The 21,233-nt window shown below is 62.6% G+C and carries 12 protein-coding genes; 4 read left to right on the plus strand and 8 right to left on the minus strand.

Going from position 1 to position 21,233, the window contains the following annotated elements; all coding sequences use genetic code 11:
* The first annotated feature begins 86 nt into the window (after positions 1-86).
* Positions 87-632 (plus strand): C40 family peptidase, encoded by a 546-nt coding sequence (locus tag CDE01S_RS04565; RefSeq protein WP_066704421.1) that lies wholly within the window; start codon positions 87-89, stop codon positions 630-632.
* 224 nt (positions 633-856) lie between these two features.
* On the opposite strand, the gene CDE01S_RS04570 is transcribed toward CDE01S_RS04565, so the two are convergent.
* The 8 genes from CDE01S_RS04570 to aceE form a co-directional block, all read right to left on the minus strand.
* Positions 857-6,541, minus strand: a complete 5,685-nt coding sequence (locus CDE01S_RS04570) for a two-partner secretion domain-containing protein (RefSeq protein ID WP_169802238.1) — start codon at positions 6,539-6,541, stop codon at positions 857-859.
* A gap of 179 nt (positions 6,542-6,720) precedes the next feature.
* Entirely contained in the window at positions 6,721-8,463 is a 1,743-nt protein-coding gene (locus CDE01S_RS04575; protein ID WP_066704426.1) for a ShlB/FhaC/HecB family hemolysin secretion/activation protein, read from the minus strand.
* A 256-nt stretch (positions 8,464-8,719) separates the two neighbouring features.
* Positions 8,720-9,754, minus strand: a complete 1,035-nt coding sequence (locus CDE01S_RS04580; RefSeq protein WP_084382726.1) for a GNAT family N-acetyltransferase — start codon at positions 9,752-9,754, stop codon at positions 8,720-8,722.
* 96 nt (positions 9,755-9,850) lie between these two features.
* A complete protein-coding gene (locus CDE01S_RS04585) occupies positions 9,851-10,219 on the minus strand; it encodes an NHLP leader peptide family RiPP precursor (protein ID WP_218016500.1) in 369 nt (122 codons plus the stop codon).
* A 154-nt stretch (positions 10,220-10,373) separates the two neighbouring features.
* A complete protein-coding gene (locus CDE01S_RS04590; protein WP_218016501.1) occupies positions 10,374-10,748 on the minus strand; it encodes an NHLP leader peptide family RiPP precursor in 375 nt (124 codons plus the stop codon).
* 154 nt (positions 10,749-10,902) lie between these two features.
* Positions 10,903-12,720 (minus strand): dihydrolipoyl dehydrogenase, encoded by a 1,818-nt coding sequence (gene lpdA, locus CDE01S_RS04595; protein WP_066704434.1) that lies wholly within the window; start codon positions 12,718-12,720, stop codon positions 10,903-10,905.
* Positions 12,721-12,737: 17 nt separating this feature from the next.
* Positions 12,738-14,078, minus strand: coding sequence for a dihydrolipoyllysine-residue acetyltransferase (gene aceF, locus CDE01S_RS04600; RefSeq protein WP_066704436.1), 1,341 nt, complete (start codon positions 14,076-14,078; stop codon positions 12,738-12,740).
* An 86-nt stretch (positions 14,079-14,164) separates the two neighbouring features.
* On the minus strand, positions 14,165-16,882 hold the full coding sequence (gene aceE, locus CDE01S_RS04605; protein WP_066704438.1) for a pyruvate dehydrogenase (acetyl-transferring), homodimeric type: 2,718 nt from the start codon (positions 16,880-16,882) through the stop codon (positions 14,165-14,167).
* A gap of 175 nt (positions 16,883-17,057) precedes the next feature.
* On the opposite strand from aceE, the gene CDE01S_RS04610 reads away from it, so the two are divergent.
* From CDE01S_RS04610 to folD, 3 genes are read left to right on the plus strand one after another with little or no spacing between them, the layout of a single operon-like run.
* Positions 17,058-19,598: a PAS domain-containing sensor histidine kinase gene (locus tag CDE01S_RS04610; protein WP_066704439.1), complete on the plus strand. Its 2,541-nt coding sequence runs from the start codon at positions 17,058-17,060 to the stop codon at positions 19,596-19,598.
* A 3-nt stretch (positions 19,599-19,601) separates the two neighbouring features.
* The gene (locus CDE01S_RS04615) at positions 19,602-20,309 is read left to right on the plus strand and encodes a response regulator transcription factor (protein WP_245636107.1); all 708 of its coding nucleotides are present in this window, start codon (positions 19,602-19,604) and stop codon (positions 20,307-20,309) included.
* On the plus strand, positions 20,306-21,169 hold the full coding sequence (gene folD, locus CDE01S_RS04620) for a bifunctional methylenetetrahydrofolate dehydrogenase/methenyltetrahydrofolate cyclohydrolase FolD (protein ID WP_066704440.1): 864 nt from the start codon (positions 20,306-20,308) through the stop codon (positions 21,167-21,169). Before CDE01S_RS04615 ends, folD begins: the two co-directional genes overlap by 4 nt.
* The last annotated feature ends 64 nt before the right edge of the window (positions 21,170-21,233 follow it).

Genomic DNA, 21,233 nt, shown 5'->3' on the forward strand with positions numbered 1-21,233 from the left:
TTCAATATGAATCAATATGTTAGAAAGTTTTTCAGGAAAAAACTTTAACTTGACATTCCGTATGCCAAGCCGCTATGCTACCCGCCATGCGGATCACCGTCCTCCTCTTCACCCTTTTGCTGGCCTTCAGCGCGCATGCCAATCCGGCCGGCCAGGGTGACGACATGGACCATTTCCTGGCAGAAAAAGGCCTGCTGGGCAAAATCGGACAGATGGGCCAGAACGTCGGGAGCAAGGCGTCTGAACTGGTCGTGACGGCCATGGGCGCCTTGGGTGTTCCTTACCGCCGCGGTGGCAACAACTATGAAACCGGGTTCGATTGCAGCGGCTTCGTACGCACCATGTACGAACAAACCCTGGGCCTGATGCTGCCGCGCCGTGCCGAGCAACAGGCCGCCGCCACGCAGAAAATTGATCGTTCCGAGCTGCAACCTGGTGATCTGGTGTTTTTCAACACCATGCGCCGCGCTTTCAGCCATGTCGGCATCTATGTCGGCGACAACAAGTTCATCCACTCGCCCAAACCAGGTGCCGAAGTGCGGGTAGAAGACATGCGCATTTCCTACTGGAGCCGCCGCTTCGACGGCGCCCGCCGCGTACCGGACCAATCGGCCCTCGCCCAGACCGAGTAACCCTCCGGTCTGACTGGCGACGCAACTGCCCGCCCCTGAAGCTGCTGGCCCAGCACGCTGGCCTGATGCTCCGCGAGGCGTACCGCCCTCAGTCGCTCACTTTTCCATAGCTGCCAGCGCTTTTCCCTGAAGGGCTGGAGACCAATTTCACCTCAAACTATCAGGCGCTCGCGATAGTCTGGCAGGCGCCCTGCCACGGCAGCCGCCGAAGCAGGGCCGTGCGGTCATGAACGACCGGGCGAGAGGTCCACCTCCACGCCTTGCCCGCGGTCCAGCGATTCACCGGCCGCCTTGCCCGGCGCGTTGCGGGTCACGGTCAACGGCCGCGGTGCACCACCCGCTGCCACGGCAGCCCCGCCGGAGCCACCTCCAGAACCACCGCCGCTCGCGCCGCCCGAACTGGAGCCGTTACTTCCGTTGGAAGTCGACGAGCCCGACCCGGACCCCGACGAGCCGCCACCGGACTCACCCGAGCTGCTACCGGATGCCGTCGACCCGTTGCCACCACCCGAGGACGATGCACCGGTGCCATTACCGGAGCCACCAGAACTGCCGCTGCCGCCGGTTGCTGCGGGAGACGTTCCGCCGCTAGTGCCGCCTGCGCTACCAGACCCGCCTGCCGCCGTCGCTGGCTGTGACGACAGCCCAACGCTGCTCGTCGGCATCACCGGAGCCGGTGCCTGCGTGGTCACCACGAACGTCGGCGGCGGCGGGGGCAGCACAATGATCGGCGGCCGGACGATCACCACCGACGCCGGCACCGTGTCCTCGTCACGTTGCGGCACGCCATTGATGAAGGTTGTGCCCGTCCCCTTGCTCTCAACCGCCGGGAAACTGCCACTGAAATAACTTTGCTTGGCCTCCACCACGACGTTGCCGGCGCGGCCACTAAGGTCGGCACGACCGCCGGCGTTCAGGTTGGCGCTGATCACATTGAGGGCCAGGTTCATCGTGGTGTCAGCGCGGGCCGTCAAGGTTCCCGCCGTCACGCTGCCGCGGATCTCACGCCCATTCAAGGTGGCGCCGCCGCCGGCCGTCACGGCCGCATCCAGCATCTGCTGGGCAGTGGCTGTCACCGACGAGCCGCTGATGGTCCCGCTGACGTTGCGGCCGCTCACCGTGGCAGTGCCACCAGCTGTGACATTGGCGGCCACATTGCCGTCACTGTTGAGCACCACGGCACCCGCGCTCGTCGTGGAGCCGGTCACATTGCCACTGGCCGTCAGTGAACTGGTCACGCCGGCCGCCGTGGCTTTGAGCGTGCTGTTGCTCAAGGCCACATCACCCCTTGCATCAATCGCATAACCGCGCACCCAGAGGGTGTTGTCCAAGGTGAAGTTCCTGGCCGTCACGTTGAGCTGCCCCAGCGCATTGCCGTCGGCGCCGCCGCTGCGCAACGTCACGTCGCCGCGGTTGCTGCCGTTGCCGGCATTGGTGGCCAGCGTCAGGCCAAAGGCGGTCGTCGCGTTGTTCTGGACCGCGCCACGAAGTGTTATGTCGCGACCCTCGGTCGCCAGCGTGGTGTCGGCCAACAGCTTGATGCCGCCATCGAACACCAGCCCGCCGGCACCGGAGGCCGTCAGCTTGCCGCCAATGCCGGAGCCGGCAGCGCCCGAGGTGAGCGACAGGCTACGTAGCGTCACGTCGTTGAAGCTCAGGTTCATCAAGCGGTCCACCGTCACCGATTCGGCGTAGGTATCGGACTTCACGTCCACCTTGCCGCCCCGCACCACTGCGTTGACGCCACCCTGAATGGTGTTGATCGGGGTCAGCACGCTGCCTTGGTTCCTATCCTCGACTGGCGTCTTTGCCACGGTCACGTGCGTGCGATTGGCTGACTTGTAGGCTTGGTCCTGCACTTTCCAGCTTCTGTTGGCTGCGCTCAAATCCAGCAAATGCTGCTGCCATGCCAAGGTGGGTGCATCCTCCTTCAGGTGCTCAGTCGAGCTGGAATACTTGTTCAGATTGAGGTTCAGCCCCCACTCGTTGCCAACATCACCCTCACGGTTGTTTTCGATGGCGATACCCGCACCGCCGGTGTACTGCACCGAGATGCCGCTCTTGGTGTTCTCGATCCGGTTGCCTGAAACTGTATTGCCGGTACCGTTATTGCCGTCGATCAGGATGCCGGTGCGCACGTCATGAATGTTGTTGTTGCGAAGAGTAAAACCAGTCGCTCCGCTTTTCACCACAATGCCGCGGCTGACATTGGGCTTGCTCGTAGCGTAATAGTCGTAGTACGGTGCATTGATCGGCCCGGCGATTTCCATGCCCTCCACCGTCACGTTGTTGGCTTTGATCGTGATGGCGTCCACCCCGTTCACCACGCTCAGATCGGGCACCTCCAGCTTGGCACCGTCCACACCCTTGAGGGTCTGGTTGGCCTTGTTCATGCTTACCTGCTCGGTATAGCTTCCCGTGCCGACGTTGATGGTGCTACCAATGGCGGCGGCGTCGACTCCACGTTGGATACTGCCACTACTTTGCGTCACATAGACGTTGCCAGTATTCCATGTCACCAAGCCGAGCCCGCTAACGTCCAGTGCGTGCCCCACGCGATCCTCGATGTCGAATCCGTTGCTCGCACCGGTGAAAATGGCGTGAGTGGCATCAACGTTGGTCTTGACGTTGTTCTGGCTGTTAGCACCCGAAACGATGTTCATCGAGTACGTCGGGCTGGTGCCCGTACCGGTGACTGTCCGGTCTGGCACGCCGAAAGTAGTGTTGCCAATGTTGAGCGTCGAACTCAGTCCCTCCAGGAACATGCCATGGCCGACGGTCTGGTTCAAGCGAACATTGTTGAAGGAGACGTTGGCCATCGAGCCATACTCAAAAAGGTGAATCGCATGCCCTGGACCACCCGGATTCCAAGTGCCAGCGCTGCCGCTGGGACGAAGGAAACTGCCCGCCAGCGTGATGTTGTCGAACACCCAGGTACCGGCGTCATACACGGCATTGGTACTGGCATTGTGATAGCCGCGGAAATGGATACCCGTATGTTCGGTGTTGCCGGTGATCGTCAGATCTTTCAGCGTCGCATTGCCGTTGTAGTAGTTGAAGTGGATGTCACCCTGGCCGAGTGACGTTGCATTGGCTGAAGGCGCACCATTGCCTTCGAAGGTACTGTTGAGCAACGACACATTCGCCAACCCCGGAATGCCAGCCGTTGCCGAGCCATTGGCCGTGAAACCAAACACGCCGTTGCCACGGAACTCACTGTTCTGGACCGTGAGCTGCCCCAGCACGGTATTGCTCTCGACACTCACGCCGGCAGTCGGTGCATCACGGAAGGTGAAACCATCGATGACTACCGTCGAATTTGCGCCAATATTGCCGCTGACCGTGACGGCATTGCCGCTGGTTGGATCGAGGATGGACTGCCCGGCGCCGGCGCCATCCAGCGTCAGCGCCTTGGTGATGTTGACGCTCTCCGCATACGTCCCGGCCGCCACATTGACTTGGGCCCCACTGTCCGCTTGGTTGACTGCCGTGTTAATCGACATGGCCCGGGTTCCACCACCGGCAAGGTTGCCAACGCCGACCTCGAAGTTCTGCGTTGTTGTCGAGCCATTCCAGCCCTGGATGTAGCCGGCACTAGCGCTGTAACTCGGATTCGCGGAGGACGAATTGACAGCGAAATCGTACGCCTTCTGCTTCGTGGCCTGCAGCCAAGTGTACTGACTGCTGTCCGTATTGGCGGTTGCATTGCGCACCGCATAGTCAAAGCCGGCAATGCTCAGCGCACCGAAATCTTTGGATGCCGACTGATCCTGCAGGTACACCGGGTTCAATTCATTGAAGTGATTGTTCCCCTCGACGGTGATGTTGTTCACCTGCTGGTTGTAGTAGGTATTCGCCTGGTAGATGGCCAGACCACCCCAGATGTTGTTCAAGCTCGTGGTGTTGCGAACCCTTACATTGGCGCTGTCGGTCAACTGCAGACCTGCACCTTTGGTTTCCACACCATCGCTGACCCTGGCGCCGTTAAGCGTCACGTTGTCGATCAAGGCACCGTCGACACCATTCAAGTCCAACTCGGCCCGGCCAGCGCCGCGGCTGGTCACGTTGCGAATGGTGAAATTGCGCAGCCGCGCGTCAGCCGAACCGCCAGGAGAGACCTTGATGCCATAAGCTGTTCCAACGTCGTTGGATGGCCCGTAGAGCGAAAAACCACTCAACGTCACGTCATCGGCCGTGACATACATGCCGTAATTGCCCGTGACACCTCGCGCGTCAATGAGGGTCTGCGCCTCACCTGCACCATCCAGCGTAACGCTCTTGTTGACATTAAGCGTGGAGGCCACGGTATAGGTCCCAGCCCTGACTTGCACCGTTCCGCCCTTCACCACGGCATTGATGCCGGACTGAATGGTCTTGAGCGGCTGACGTGCATTGCCCAGCCCATTCCCCAGGTTGAAGTCGTCGACAGCTGTGACGGTGCTGTCGTCATCCACGATCACACGCGTGCGATTCGAGGTTGCGTACTTGCGGTCTTCAACCGCCATCTGGTTGTTCGCATTGGCCAATGCGAGCAGTGACGCCTGCCACTCGGTGGGGGCATCGCCGGTATTGGAATTCGCGCTATTGATGTTGAGGCCGATCCCCCATTCGTTGCCTATGCTGCCCTCTCGGTTGCCGGTCATCGTGACACCGGTTCCATTGGTGTACTGGAACAGAATGCCGCCCTTGGTGTTCTCGATCTCGTTGTTGGTGATCGATCCAACGTTGCCCGTGCCAAAGACGCGTATCCCGGTACGGACGTCATGGATATTGTTGCCTGTGATGTTGAAGCCGGTAACGTTCTGGTCGACGAAAATGCCCACGCTGGCGGGCGTCGCGTTCCACTGATCAGTTGTCAGTGACGAATACGGCGCAGTCAGCGGCCCTTCAATTTCCAGCCCTTGAACGGTCACATTGTTGGCCAACACCTCGACGCCCTTCGTTGCACTGTTCGGCACGACGATCTTGGCGTTGTCAACCCCACGCAAGGTCATATTGGCCTTGTTCAATTTGACCTGTTGGTTGAAGGTGCCGGCCTGCAACTCCACCGTCGCGCCGGCACCCGCCGTGCCGGTCTTGGCGATCTGCAACGCATCCAGGATCGATGCCGTGTCATGCACCTGGATGGTGTTGGAATTGCCTGCGATACTGGGCGCATCAAGGTCGGACTTGAGTACGACCGTATCGCCATCGACCACGATGGCACTGCTCGCTTGCTGCACACCTTGCAGGTTGATGACACCAGACACCAGATTGGCCGCGTCACCCGTGCTCAGCAGAATGGTCTTACCCTCCAGGCGCGCCCCTGCCATATTGCTGATCGTGGCATTGGTGCCCTGCGCCCCGGCGGGCACCGCAAACTCGTACAACCCGCTGTTGAGCGACACCGTGGCCCGGTCAGCACCGGAAAGTGCAATGCGCCCGCCTGTGGCGATGATCGCCCCCTTGTTGACCACGGATGGTGCCACCAAGGCCACCAGACCGGCATTTTCCGCCGTGATGCTGCCTTCGTTGGTGATACTGCCGCTGATCGCAGCGTCAATGGTGATCGGTCCTTCGGCCATGAACTGCGACTGGTCGATGCGACCGGTGGTCACGATCAACGACCCGACATTGATGTTCGCTCCCTGATGGAAATAGACCCCGTTGGGATTCATCAGCACCACGGTGCCGTTGGCCGTCATGCTGCCGTAGATCTGTGACATGTTGGCACTGGCGGCCACGCGGTTGAGCACCGCTGAACTCACATCAGGCTGAATGAACTGGACGGTCTTGCCTGCATCGATGTTGAACGATTGCCAGTCGAGCACCGCGCGCTGCGTTGACTGCGTCAGCGTCAGTTGGCTGCTCGTGAGTTGAGAACTCACCGTACCTGCCGCCACCGTGCCACCGGTGGGCAGCCCCGCCACAGTCCCGGGGTTGATGGTGTCGGCCCAGAGCGGCGCACTGAAGCACAAGGCCACGGCCAAGGGCAAGGTCTTGAGGGCCGGACGGGCCGTCTCGGCGCGCGGCCGGCGGTGGTGTTTCGAGAACCTGCGTTGTTGACTTGTCATCTCGCTCTCCTTCCCTCACTCATGTCCTGACCAACTTAGAAACGAACCATCAGCGATGCCAACAGGCGCATCGTCTTGCCACTGTCCGGCGAGCTGCTGGCCAGCGGCTTGGTCAAAGGCCAGACAGCCTCCACCTGCGCCGTCACGTTGCCAGCCATGAACAGCCGCGCGCCAACGCCGGCGGACGCCAGGCTTTGTGTGGCCGGCGTCCCAGCCGACTGCACCACCACTTGGGTGACCTCGCCGATTTCGTAGAAACCCAGCAGTTGATAGGCCGGCAGCCATGACAATGTCGAGTTCGCCTGGTAACGCGGCTCCAAACGCACGGCCAAGCCACGATCGCCCACCAGTTCAGCCGACTCATAGGCGCGGCCGATCTTGCGCCCGCCCAGGGCCATCTGCTCGGAGGACAGCAAAGGCGTATCCCCGGTCCACTGGCCCAGCACACCCAACGTCAAGGCCCAGCGGGCGCTCAGGGGCTGGACGCGCGTGTAGTCGAAAGTCAGCTTGCTGAACATGCTGTCCGCTCCGGCACGACTTTTCAAGGGGTCGGCCTTGGTGGTGCCGCCCACGCCCTGGCTGACATCTAGCTCCAGCGTGTTCTGGCCGTCCCAGCGGTCCAACAGCAACCAGCTCAGGCCGGCACGGATGGCCCGGATGCGGTCCTCGGTGGTGCGTGTCCCCCCGCTGCTGCCATCGATGTCGGTAACGTCATACGTCAGGCGGCTCAATACGCTCTGGTTGCGCGTGCGCAGCAGCGGGTACCCCAGCGAGAGGGACACGCCTTCCGAGCGCCCCTGGATATCGTTGGCCTTGAGGCTGTCGCCCGGTTGGGTGCGCGCCTGTGACACCGTCACCCCCACCTTCAGACCTTCGTGGTTCAGCGTCTGGCTGTAAGCCAGCTGGTGGTAGGCCATCTCGGTGTCGCCGGTGCCCACACCGATGTAGCGCCACTGGTCGTTGACGCCCAGCAGCTGGTTGACCGACAGGCCCAGCATGGCTTGGTTGGGCCCGATGTAGCGGGTGCCGTAGTTGTCGACCGAGGCAAAACCTTCGACGTTCTTGATCTTGGCAATCAAGGTCAGGTCTGCCGCGCCCGGCACATCGGACGGCGTCAACACGCTGCGCAACTGCACACCAGGGAACTCGTTGGCAATCAGCAGGTACCTTTCCAGCACCTCGGCGCGCAGGGGCCGGATCGACTTGATCTCTTCCCCGATCGCGGCGAGTTCCTTGCGCACCCGCTCGTCCCCTTCGAGGAACACCTCGTGCACATAACCTTCGATCACGCGCAGCGTCAGCCGGCCATCGGTGAGCGTCTGCGGCGGGACAATCACCAGCGAGAGGAAATAACCCGCATTGCGGTAGTAGGCGGTCAGCGCCTGCGCCAGACCGAAAATGTCGCTGCCGGTGATCTCGCGGCCGAGGTAGGTGTCTGTCTGTTCTCGCAACTGCGCCGGCGTGAAGACGGTGGCCCCGTCGACGCGGATCTCGCGCAAAGTCACGCGGATGGCTTTGACCGCTTCGGGGATTTCCTCGCGCACGCCGGCCTTGATTTCCGGCAGTTGTGTCTCACGAGGCGGGGATACCGGCACGTCAAAGCGTTCCCGCAGACGAGCCGGATCAACGCTCGCTGGCGGTGGATCGGCTTGTGCGTGTGCCACGACAGACACAGCAGCCAACCCCAGCACGCATGCCCAGCGCGCGATGCGCGAGCACGCCGAACCACCGGCAGCAGTCCCCTGCTCGCCGGTAGCGCCTTTTTTTATGCGCTCCATCCCCCCATTCCTCCTGCGAAGACAGCTCAAGCAATGGGGGTGCTTTTTGTTTTTTGATGCAGCCTTGCTGTCCAGGCTGCCCCCTCCCTACGATGAACCTGCTTTCATTGTAACGAGATGTGTTGATGTGTGACAACCCGGGATTTAACCCTTATCAGAGAAGCGTTTCCCCAATGAGGATGACGCACGCCATGCGCACCCCTTTGTTACAAATAGCGCGGTTCAGTGTTTGTTCGGCTCACAGTCAGCCACGCTCTCAAGAGAGCGGTTCATCCAGCCGCCTCACTGCACAGCGGCTTTCGTAACTGCTGAAGCAATAAGGCGCCAGCCTTTTGCGATAAAAGTTGAGCATCTTGACGGACTCCTTGAACGACATGCCGAAGGCCCCCACCGGCCGGGCCTCCCGAACCGGGCTGGCGACGTGGCGCCGGAGGGCTTCGGATAAGACGAGAGGGCCCAAGGCCCGGGCAGCGCGCCATTGCGGACGGACGTAGGTGCTGCGGTAACACAATGCATCCGGCATGAAGGGAGAGCGGGTGACCGTCATCCAGGCGACCACCTCGCCGTGACGGCGCACCCCCACGCTGATGCCGGGTTCGATCGCCTCCTCATCCGCGAAAGGCGACAGGTTCTTCGGAATCTCACCCACCGCCACAGCATGGTCCAAGCAGGCACGTTCATCGGCGCTGAGCTGCGCCCACTCGAACAACTCGAAGCCCGGCGGCACATCGCGCACAGCGCCGATCCACGGCGCTTTGATGACGTCATGGCAATTCCCCAGCGACATCAGCAAGGTCGCCTCTGGCGGCGCCCACCGGCATGACAGCAGCAAACGCTCGAAAGGCACCAAGGCCGGCAGCCGCGTCGTGTAGTCCACCTCCACAGAAGTGCAGCCCGCCTGGCGCAACACCTTTTCCATGGCCTGCACCAAAGCCCTTGCCAGCCCACGTTGCCGCCAAGCAGGCAGAACCGACACCGAAAACAGCTGGGCTGATGTGCTGCTTGGCTTTTCAGCCCTGTCGTCATCCCGTATCTGCGCCAGCACCAACCCCACCGGTTCCGTGCCAGACCATGCCACCAGGGCCCGCACCGCATGGTTCTGGTCTGACTCACCACGGCTTTGGCACCCGGCAAGCAAGGTGCGGCAAGCGGGAAAGGTCAGGTGCGACACCGCGGGAACTTCGTGTTCACGTAGCGGCGCAATGCGCCACGGCACACCCGCTGCTGGCCATGCCTCGGGGGAAGGTCTGTCTACAAGAAATCCTGTCATCAGTCCACGTTCCAGTGACATCAAGCAATCCCCAGCACGGGCAGTCAAACACGCAAGCGGGGGAAGAACGGAAGGTATGGCCCCATTGCCATCCAATGGTTGCCCCTCCTGCGATGATCACCGAGGCTTTTTAGGCTCCATCCTGAACCCCCAAATCGGAAAGCCTCCGGCCACGTTCATCAAGTCCGAATCAGACAGCTCGTCCGACGACTGACCTGCAGGGTGCGACGGCAGCACATAGTTCAGCACCGTGGCGGAGTTCTCCAGCACATTCACCGTCACGCCGGCGGGAATCTGAACGCCTTCGGCCTGTAGCGTGGCGTGGGTGTCGCTCAGGAGCTTTTGCTTGAAGCCTGGGTTGACCCAGCACTTGGCGATGATCTCGCTGATTTTCTTGTCTTGTAGTTCGTGGCTCATATGGTTCCCTTTCCGATTGATACTCACCGCATGGGTAACCAACACAAGGGAAAAGTTCTTGCTTTTCACGCTGCTGAGAAGTTTGCGCGGAATGCGAAGCAGTCTGCGAGGCAACATGCCCTGCGCCACTGCTGGACAGATCGGATAGAAAAAAGCCGCGCGGACATCACGAGATCTGCGCGGTCAGCTACTGATTCAGTAGCACCTGGATTTGAAGTGCCGCCTACTTTTTGGAACCAGGAGGCCCGAAATTCCTGAACATACCTGGAAAGAATCCTCCGGCCACGTTCATCAAGTCCGCGTCAGACAGCTCGCCCGACGACTGACCTGCAGGGTGCGACGGCAGCACATAGTTCACCACCGTGGCGCTGTTCTCCAGCACGTTCACCGTCACGTCGGCGGGAATCTCAAGGCCTTCAGCCTGCAGCGTGGTGCGGGTATCGGCCAGGAGTTTCTGCTTGAAGCTCGGGTCGGCCCAGCACTTGGCGATGATCTTGCTGATTTTCTTGTCTTGTACTTCGTGGCTCATATGGTTCCCTTTCCGATTGATGCTCACCGCATGGGTAACCAGTGCAAGGAAAAAGTTCTTGTTTTTCACGCTGCTGAGAAGTTCGATCCGAATGCGATGCAGTCTGCGAGGCCGCTTGCCCTGCGTTACTGCCAGAAAGATCTGAGATAAAAAAACCGCGCAGACCCGACGGAATCTGCGCGGTCAGCTACTGATTCAGTAGCGCCTGGGTTGGAGGCTTCGCTTACTTCTTGGCCGGCGGCACGTCCGTGCAACTGCCGTGTGCCACTTCCGCCGCCATGCCGATGCTCTCACCCAGCGTGGGATGCGGGTGGATGGTCTTGCCGATGTCCACCGCGTCGGCGCCCATCTCGATGGCCAAGGCGATCTCGCCGATCATGTCACCCGCGTGGGTGCCGACGATGCCGCCGCCAACGATGCGGTGGGTTTCCTCGTCGAACAGCAGCTTGGTAAAACCCTCGTCGCGGCCATTCGCAATGGCGCGGCCGGAGGCCGACCACGGGAACAGGCCCTTCTTGACCTTCACACCCTGCGCCTTGGCCTGCTCTTCGGTCAGGCCGACCCAGGCCACTTCGGGGTCGGTATAGGCCACGCTCGGAATCACGCGGGCATTGAAAGCCACGCTCGCCAGTTCCGGGTTGCCCTGCAGCTCGCCGGCAATCACCTCGGCCGCCACATGCGCCTCGTGCACCGCCTTGTGCGCCAGCATGGGCTGGCCCACGATGTCGCCGATGGCGAAGATGTGCGGCACATTGGTGCGCATCTGGATGTCGACGTTGATGAAACCACGCTCCGTCACGGCCACACCGGCCTTGTCGGCGGCGATTTTCTTGCCGTTGGGAGAACGACCGACAGCCTGCAGCACCAGGTCGTAGGTCTGGGGTGCCGGTGCGCCTTCGCCCTCGAACGTGACCTCGATGCCCGCCGGCGTGGCCTTGGCACCCACGGTCTTGGTCTTGAGCATGATGTTGTCAAAGCGGGGGGCGTTCATCTTCTGCCAGACCTTGACCAGGTCGCGGTCGGCGCCTTGCATCAGGCCGTCCATCATCTCCACCACATCCAGGCGTGCGCCCAGCGTGCTGTAGACCGTACCCATCTCCAGGCCGATGATGCCGCCGCCCAGGATCAGCATGCGCTTCGGGACTTCCTTCAGCGCCAGCGCGCCGGTACTGTCCACCACACGCGGGTCGTCCGGCATGAACGGCAGGCGCACGGCCGAAGAGCCCGCGGCAATGATGGCCTTCTTGAACGCAATGACCTGCTTCTTGCCGGTCTTGTCCTGCGCCGTGCCGGTGGTTTCCTCCACTTCGACGTAGTTGGCACCGACGAAGGCGCCGTAGCCGCGCACCACCGTCACCTTGCGCATCTTGGCCATGGCGGCCAAGCCACCGGTGAGCTTGCCGATCACCTTCTCTTTGTGGCCGCGCAGCTTGTCGATGTTGACCACCGGCTTCCCGAAGTCGACGCCGAGGTCACCGAGATGACTCACCTCGTCCATCACCGCGGCGACGTGCAGCAGCGCCTTGGACGGAATGCAGCCCACGTTCAGGCAGACGCCACCCAGCGTGGCGTAGCGCTCGACCAGCACCACCTTCAGGCCGAGGTCGGCAGCACGGAAGGCGGCCGAGTAGCCGCCGGGGCCGCCACCCAGCACCAGCACGTCGCAATCCAGGTTGGCCGTGCCGGCAAAGCTGGCCGCTGCCGGCGCGTCAGTTGCTACTGTTTTAGGAGCTGCTTGCGCAGGAACAGCGGGCGCCGTGGCCGGTTTTTCTTCAGATTTCGGCGCCGCCGGTGTGGCGAGATCGGCTGCCTCCAGCAGCAACACGACCGAACCTTCCTTGACCTTGTCGCCAAGCTTGACCTTGAGCTCCTTCACCACGCCACCGTGGCTGGACGGGATCTCCATCGAGGCCTTGTCGGACTCGACCGTGATGAGCGACTGCTCGGGCTTGATGGTGTCGCCGGCCTTGACCAGCACCTCGATCACCGCCACCTCGGCGAAATCGCCGATATCGGGAACCTTGACTTCTACCAGTGTCATTCAGCGTTCTCCTCGGCTCAGAGCAGCACGCGGCGGAAATCGCCGAGTACCTGGCTCAGGTAGGCCGCGAAACGTGCGGCAGTGGCACCGTCGATCACGCGGTGGTCGTAGGACAGCGACATGGGCAAGGTCAGGCGCGGCACGAAGGCCTTGCCGTCCCACACCGGCTCCATGAAGGTCTTGGTCAGGCCCAGGATGGCCACCTCGGGCGCATTGACGATGGGCGTGAAATAGCGCCCGCCGATGCCGCCCAGCGAGGAGATCGAGAAGCAGCCGCCGGTCATCTCGGCCGGGGTCAGCTTGCCGTCGCGCGCCTTCTTGGACATCTCGGCCAGTTCCTGCGAAATCTGCACGATGCCCTTGCGGTCGGCGTCTTTCAGCACGGGTACCACCAAGCCGTTGGGGGTGTCGGCCGCAAAGCCGATGTGGAAGTACTTCTTGTAGATCAGCGCATCGCCGTCAAGCGAGGCGTTGAACTCGGGGAACTTCTGCAGTGCGGCCACGCAGGCCTTGATCACGAAGGCCAGCATCGTGAACTTGATGCCCGCCTTCTCGTTTTCCTTGTTGAGCTGGATGCGCAGCGCTTCCAGCTCCGTCACATCCGCATTCTCATTGTGGGTGACATGCGGGATCATGACCCAGTTGCGGTGCAGGTTGGCGCCACTGATCTTCTTGATGCGCGACAGCTCCTTGCGCTCGACCTCGCCGAACTTGGCGAAGTCGACCTTGGGCCAGGGCAGCAGGTCCAGCCCGGCCCCCGTACCGCCGCCCGCCGGTGCCGTGCCCATGGCCTGCGTGCGTGCGCCGCCGCTCATCACCGCCTTGGTGAAGTTTTTCACGTCCTCATCGGTGATGCGGCCCTTGTGGCCGGTGCCTTTGACCTCCGCCAGCGGCACGCCCAGCTCGCGCGCGAACTTGCGCACCGACGGACTGGCATGCGGCAGCTTGCCAGCCGGTGCCGTGGGCTCATGTGCCGGCACAGCGACCGGGGACGAAATGCGTGCCACGGGTTCGCTCGCCAACGCCGGTGCAGCAGCGGGTGCCGCAGCAACAGGCGCCGGGGCCGATGCGGCCGGCGCCGGGGGGACCGAGGGGGCCGCGGCGGGCGCAGCCGCCTCTCCGGCCGCCTCCAGCATCAGCACCACCGAACCCTCTTTCACCTTGTCACCCAGCTTGACCTTGAGTTCCTTGACCACGCCGGCGTGGCTGGATGGAATCTCCATCGACGCCTTGTCGCTCTCGACCGTGATCAACGACTGCTCGGCCTTGACGGTATCGCCCGGCTTGACCAGCAGTTCGATCACCGCCACCTCGGAAAAGTCGCCGATGTCGGGGACCTTGATTTCAACGATTGCCATGTTTGTTCTTCCTGTTGGGAAGCGGGTCTTGCAGCGCCCACGTCACATCGCCAGGCGATAGGCGTGCGCCGCAAGATCAACCCGCTTTATGCATACAGCGGATTCACTTTGTCAGCCTTGAGGCCGTACTTGGCAATCGCCTCGGCCACCTTGGCCGCCGGCACGCTGCCATCCTCGCTCAGCGCCTTGAGGGCGGCCACCACGATGTAGTGGCGGTTCACCTCGAAGTGCTGGCGCAGCTTGCTGCGGAAGTCGCTGCGGCCGAAGCCGTCGGTGCCCAGCACCTTGTAGTTGCGGCCCTTCGGCAGGAAGGAGCGGATCTGCTCGGCATAGGACTTGATGTAGTCGGTCGACGCCACCACCGGGCCGCTGTGTTTGTCCAGCTGCTGCGCCACGAAAGGCACTCGCGGGGTCTCGGTCGGGTGCAGCAGGTTCCAGCGCTCGCAGTCCTGGCCGTCGCGTGCCAGTTCGTTGAAGCTCGGGCAGCTCCAGACGTTGGCGGCCACGCCCCACTCTTCTTCCAGCAGCTTCTTGGCGGCCATCGACTCGCGCAGGATGGTGCCCGAGCCCAGCAGGTTGACGCGCGGTGTCTTCTTGGCGCCTTCTTCCAGCAGGTACATGCCCTTGATGATCTGCTCTTCGGTACCGGGTTTGAGGCCCGGCATGGCGTAGTTCTCGTTCAGCAGGGTGATGTAGTAGAAAACGTTCTCCTGCTTCTCCACCATGCGCTTGAGGCCATGCTGCATGATCACCGCCACTTCGTGCGCGAAGGTCGGGTCGTAGCTGACACAGTTGGGGATGGTGCCGGCCAGGATGTGGCTGTGGCCGTCTTCGTGCTGCAGGCCCTCGCCGTTGAGCGTGGTACGCCCGGAGGTGCCGCCCAGCAGGAAACCGCGTGCCTGCATGTCGCCCGCTGCCCAGGCCAGGTCGCCGATGCGCTGGAAGCCGAACATCGAGTAGTACACGTAGAACGGGATCATGATCCGGTTGCTCGTGCTGTAGCTGGTCGCGGCGGCAATCCAGCTGGCCATGCCGCCCGCCTCGTTGATGCCTTCCTGCAGGATCTGGCCGGCCTTGTCTTCCTTGTAGTACATCACCTGGTCCTTGTCGACCGGGGTGTACTGCTGGCCTGCCGGGTTGTAGATGCCAACCTGGCGGAACAGGCCTTCCATGCCGAAGGTGCGCGCCTCGTCCACCAGGATCGGCACCACACGCGGGCCCAGTGCCTGGTCACGCAGCAACTGCGTCAGGAAACGCACATAGGCCTGGGTGGTGGAAATCTCGCGGCCTTCGGGCGACGCCTCCAGGATGGCCTTGAAGGTGTCGAGCGAGGGCACGGTGAACTGCTCGTCGGCCTTGACGCGGCGATGCGGCAGGTAGCCACCGAGGGCCTTGCGGCGCTCGTGCAGGTACTTCATCTCGGGTGTGTCGTCGGCCGGCTTGTAGAACGGCAGGTCGGCAATCTGGCTGTCCGGGATCGGGATGTTGAAGCGGTCACGGAAGGCCTTGACGTCTTCGTCCGACAGCTTCTTGGTCTGGTGCACGGTGTTCTTGCCTTCACCGATCTTGCCCATGCCGAAGCCCTTGACGGTCTTGACCAGCAGCACCGTGGGTTCGCCCTTGTGCTCATTGGCCGCATGGAAGGCAGCATAGACCTTCTCTGAATCGTGGCCGCCGCGGCGCAGGTTCCAGATCTCGTCGTCGCTCATGTGGGCGACCATCTCCAGCGTGCGCGGGTCACGACCGAAGAAATGCTTGCGCACGTAGGCGCCATCATTGGCCTTGAAGGCCTGGTAGTCGCCGTCGTTGCACTCCATCATGATCTTGCGCAGCGCGCCGTCCTTGTCGCGCGCCAGCAGGTCGTCCCAGCCCTTGCCCCAGATCAGCTTGATCACGTTCCAGCCCGCGCCGCGGAACTCGCCTTCGAGTTCCTGGATGATCTTGCCGTTGCCGCGCACCGGGCCGTCCAGGCGCTGCAGGTTGCAGTTGATCACGAAGATCAGGTTGTCGAGTTTTTCACGTGCGGCCAGGCCGATCGCGCCCAGGCTTTCCACCTCGTCCATCTCGCCGTCGCCGCAGAACACCCAGACCTTGCGGTTTTCGGTGTTGGCAATGCCGCGCGCGTGCAGGTACTTGAGGAAACGCGCCTGATAGATCGCCATCAGCGGGCCCAGGCCCATGGAGACGGTCGGGAACTGCCAGAACTCGGGCATGAGTTTGGGGTGCGGGTAGCTGGACAGGCCCTTGCCGTCCACTTCCTGGCGGAAGTTCAGCAGCTGCTCTTCGGTGATGCGGCCTTCCAGGAAAGCGCGCGCATAGATGCCGGGGGCCACGTGGCCCTGGATGTAGATGCAGTCGCCGCCGTGGTTCTCGCTCTCGGCATGCCAGAAATGGTTGAAGCCGGCCGCGAACATGTTGGCCAGCGAAGCGAACGAACCGATATGGCCGCCCAGGTCGCCGCCCTCGGGCGGGTGGTGGCGGTTGGCCTTGACCACCATGGCCATGGCGTTCCAGCGCATGTAGGCACGCAGACGGCCTTCAATCTGAAGATTACCGGGGCAACGCACCTCCTGGTCCGTCTCGATGGTGTTCACATAGCCAGTCGTGGCCGAAAACGGCATGTCGATGCCTTCCTGCCGCGCCTGCTCCAGCAACTGTTCCAGCAGGAAGTGGGCCCGGGCACGCCCCTCGGCGGTGGTGCTGCCGCTGGCAATCACTGCCTGCAGCGCTTCGATCCATTCGCGGGTTTCCTGCCGGTCCTCGTCATTGGCGGCACCCAACAGGTTTTCAGGTAGGGCTGACATGCGTGTCTCCTTCTTTCCTTGTTTAAACGTAATTTAGTACGGTGTCTTGATTGGTGGCGCGGAGTTTCTCATATTTTTGGCCACATTTCAAATCATGCTTTTTGATTTCTTAATGTGGAATTAGATTGAATCCAGGCAAAACAATACTCACAGCCGCGCCACTACACTTGCCCCTATGTCCCTGCGTTTGCCCCCCGCGCTGCCCTTCCTGCGCAACCTGCCCACCAACGGCCCGATCCGCCAGTGGTGGCGCCGCCAGTCTCCCCACCGCCAAGACCGTTACGCCATGCTGGCGCCGCTGGTCGCCGTGCTTTTGTTCCTGGCAGTCATCGTGGTCGTGTTCGCCTACTTGCGGATGGAAGAAATTGACCGTGAGCAGGAGGCGCTGCGCCACGATCTTGAATACGCCCAGCAGCAGCTGCGGCTGCGCCTCCTGGAGCGCCAGGAGCAGCTCATGCGCGTGGCGCGCGAACTGGGTAACCGTGAAATGGACGCCGAGGAGTTCAAGGGTCGGGCCGAATCGCTGATCAACCAGTACCCCGAGCTCAACAGCATGAGCTGGATCGACGAACGCCGCCGCATCAAGGCCAGCTACAGCAATCTGTCGGCCTCGCATTTCAGGTTGGCCGGCGAGACGCTGACCACCGGGGAAACAGAAAACACCTACAACCTGGCGCGCGAGGTGCAGCAACCGGTCTACTCGCAGCGCAGCCCCAGCCCGGACAGCCTCTCCCTGCTGGAGCTGCACATCCCGCTGTCGTGGCGCAACAAGTTTGCCGGCGTCATGCTGGTCGAGTATTCGGTGGACGGCCTGTACCGCTTCGGCGTGCCGGCCGAGGTCACGGCGCGTTATGCCTTCTCGCTGCATGACGCCAAGGGCGAACTGCTCGCGGGTACCAGCCTGCCCAAACGCAACCCGGCCACCCGCCTGCTGCCCTGGGCCAACCCGGCCAACGAGTACGAGGTGCCGGTGTCACCGGTGGGCAATGGCTTGGTGCTGAAGGCGCGCGCCTACCGCACCTCGCTGGGCGTGATCGGCAGCGGCCTGTTCTGGCTGGTCTGCACGCTGAGCGCCATGACGGCCTGGATGCTGATTGCCAACTGGCGCCACACCCGCCGGCGCATGCAGGCGCAGCAGGCACTGCTGCTGGAAACCAACTTCCGCCGCGCCATGGAGAACTCCATGCCGACCGGCATGCGCGCGCTCGACCTGCAGGGGCGCATCACCTACGTCAATGCCGCCTTCTGCCAGATGACCGGCTGGCGCGAGGACGAACTGGTGGGCCAGACCGCCCCCTTCCCCTACTGGCCGGAAGAAGACCAGGAACTGCTGCGGGCGCGGCTCGATGACGAGCTGCAGGGCCGTGTCAGCAGCACCGGCTTTCAGATCCGCGTCAAACGCAAGAATGGCACGGTGTTCGACGCACGCATCCACGTCTCGCCCCTGATCGACGCACGCGGCCAGCAGACCGGCTGGATGACCTCGATGACCGACATCACCGAGCCGAACCGGGTGCGTGAACAGCTTTACGCGTCGTATGAGCGTTTCACCACCGTGCTGGAAGCCCTCGACGCCTCGGTCTCGGTGGCGCCGCTGGGCACCGACGAACTGCTGTTTGCCAACAAGATGTACCGGCTCTGGTTCCATGACCAGAGCAGCGGCCATGTCCGCCTGGCCGGGCACACCAGCCAACCCATCCAGTTGTCGGGCGGCGACGCACGCGACAGCGTGGACACCCTGGTCGGCATGCCCACCAGCAACCTGCCGGACGTGGAAACCGAGAGCGCCGAACTTTACGTGGAAGAACTCGGCAAGTGGCTGGAGGTGCGCACGCGCTACCTGACCTGGGTGGATGGCCGACTGGCGCAGATGGTGATTGCCACTGACATCACGGCACGCCGCCTGGCCGAAGAGCAGGCGGCCGCCCAGACTGAACGGGCGCAGACCGCCAGCCGCCTGATCACCATGGGCGAGATGGCCTCCAGCGTGGCGCACGAACTCAACCAGCCGCTGACCGCCATCAACAACTACTGCAACGGCATGGTCTCGCGCATCAAGGCGCACCAGATTTCCGAAGAAGACCTGCTGAGCGCGCTGGAGAAAACCGCCCGGCAGGCGCAGCGCGCCGGCCAGATCATCCAGCGCATCCGCGCCTTCGTGAAGCGCAGCGAACCGAACCGCACGCTCTCCGACATCGGCCCCATGGTGGACGAGGCCGTGGAGTTGACGGAAATCGGCCTGCGCCGCTTCAACGTGCGCCTGACGCACCACGTGGCCGAACGCCTGCCCAAGCTGCTGGTGGACCCGATCCTGATCGAGCAGGTGCTGGTCAACCTGCTCAAGAACGCCGCCGAATCGGTGGCGCAGGCGCACCGGCCCGCCGATCGGCGCCGCATCGAGTTGCGCGTGACGCGTTCGGAGGCCGAAGGCAAACCGGTGGTGGATTTTTCCGTGACGGACACCGGCAAAGGCATCGAACCCGAAGTGATGGAGCGCCTGTACGAGGCCTTCTACACCACCAAGGCCGAGGGCATGGGCATCGGCCTCGGGCTGTGCCGCTCCATCGTCGAGTCGCATCAGGGCCGGATGAAGGCCGAGAACATCTACAATGGCTCCGAGGTGACAGGGTGCCGGTTCTCCTTCTGGCTCCCTCTGGCCGACGCGGCGCCTGACATGGCCGCACTTCAACCCCCAGCAGAGAAAGTCTCAGGTTAAAGCATGAGTTTGATTCCGAAAAAGGGCACGGTTTATGTGGTGGATGACGACGAGGCCGTGCGCGATTCGCTGCAGTGGCTTCTCGAAGGCAAGGACTACCGGGTGCGCTGCTTCGACTCGGCCGAATCCTTCCTCAGCCGCTACGACCCGCGCGAAGTCGCCTGCCTGATCGTCGACATCCGTATGGGCGGCATGACCGGGCTGGAACTGCAGAACCGCCTGATCGAGAGCCGCTCCCCGCTGCCCATCGTCTTCATCACCGGCCACGGCGACGTCCCGATGGCGGTGGACACCATGAAAAAAGGTGCGATGGATTTCATCCAGAAACCCTTCAAGGAAGACCAGCTGGTCAGTCTGGTCGAGCGCATGCTGGAAACCGCCCGCGAGTCCTTCAGCGTGCACCAGCAGGCCGCCAGCCGCGACGCCCTGCTCTCCAAGCTCACCCTGCGCGAAAGCCAGGTGCTGGAACGCATCGTGGCCGGCCGCTTGAACAAGCAGATTGCCGACGACCTGGGTATCAGCATCAAGACGGTGGAGGCGCACCGCGCCAACATCATGGAAAAACTCAGTGCCAACACCGTGGCCGACCTGCTCAAGATCGCCCTCGGGCAGGCCGCCCCAAAACCTGACACTACTTTTTCAATAGCACCTCACGCCCGCTGCATAAGACCTAGCGGGCGTTTTTACTTACAAAACTGGAAAACACCATGACACAGACCACCGGACGCCTGATCGACGGCAACGCCCTCTCCAAACAACTGCGCGCCGAAGTGGCGCAGCGCGCCGCCGCCCTCAAGGCGCGTGGCATCACGCCCGGGCTGGCCGTCATTCTGGTGGGTGACAACCCGGCCTCGCAGGTTTATGTGCGCAACAAGGTCAAGGCCTGCGAAGACAGCGGCCTGCACTCGGTGCTGGAAAAGTACGAAGCCAGCATGACCGAAGCCCAGCTGCTGGCCCGCATCGAGGCACTCAACAACGACCCGGCCATCCATGGCATCCTGGTGCAGCTGCCGCTGCCGGCGCACATCGATGCGCACAAGGTGATCGAGGCCATCTCCCCGGCCAAGGACGTGGACGGTTTCCACGTTGCCAGTGCCGGCGCGCTGATGGTCGGCCAGCCCGGTTTCTGGCCCTGCACGCCCTACGGCTGCATGAAGATGCTGGAATCGATCAATTACGACCTGAAGGGCAAACATGCCGTGGTGATCGGCCGCTCCAATATCGTGGGCAAGCCGATGGCGCTGATGCTGCTGGGCCAGAACGCCACCGTCACCGTCTGCCACAGTGCCACCAAGGACCTGAAAGCCATGACGCTGCAGGCCGACGTGATCGTGGCTGCGGTCGGCAAGCGCAACGTGCTGACGGCCGACATGGTCAAGCCTGGCGCGGTGGTGATCGACGTCGGCATGAACCGCAACGACGAAGGCAAGCTGTGCGGCGACGTGGACTTCGAAGGCGTCAAGCAGGTGGCCGGCTGGATCACCCCGGTGCCCGGTGGCGTCGGCCCCATGACCATCACCATGCTGCTGGTCAACACGATGGAAGCGGCCGAGCGCGTGGCCGCGGCCTGATCGCCGTCATTGAAAAAACCCATGGCCGGAGGCCTTGAATCATCAAGGGCCGGCCGTAACATGC

Source organism: Curvibacter delicatus NBRC 14919, assembly GCF_001592265.1.
GTDB lineage: Bacteria > Pseudomonadota > Gammaproteobacteria > Burkholderiales > Burkholderiaceae_C > Hylemonella > Hylemonella delicata.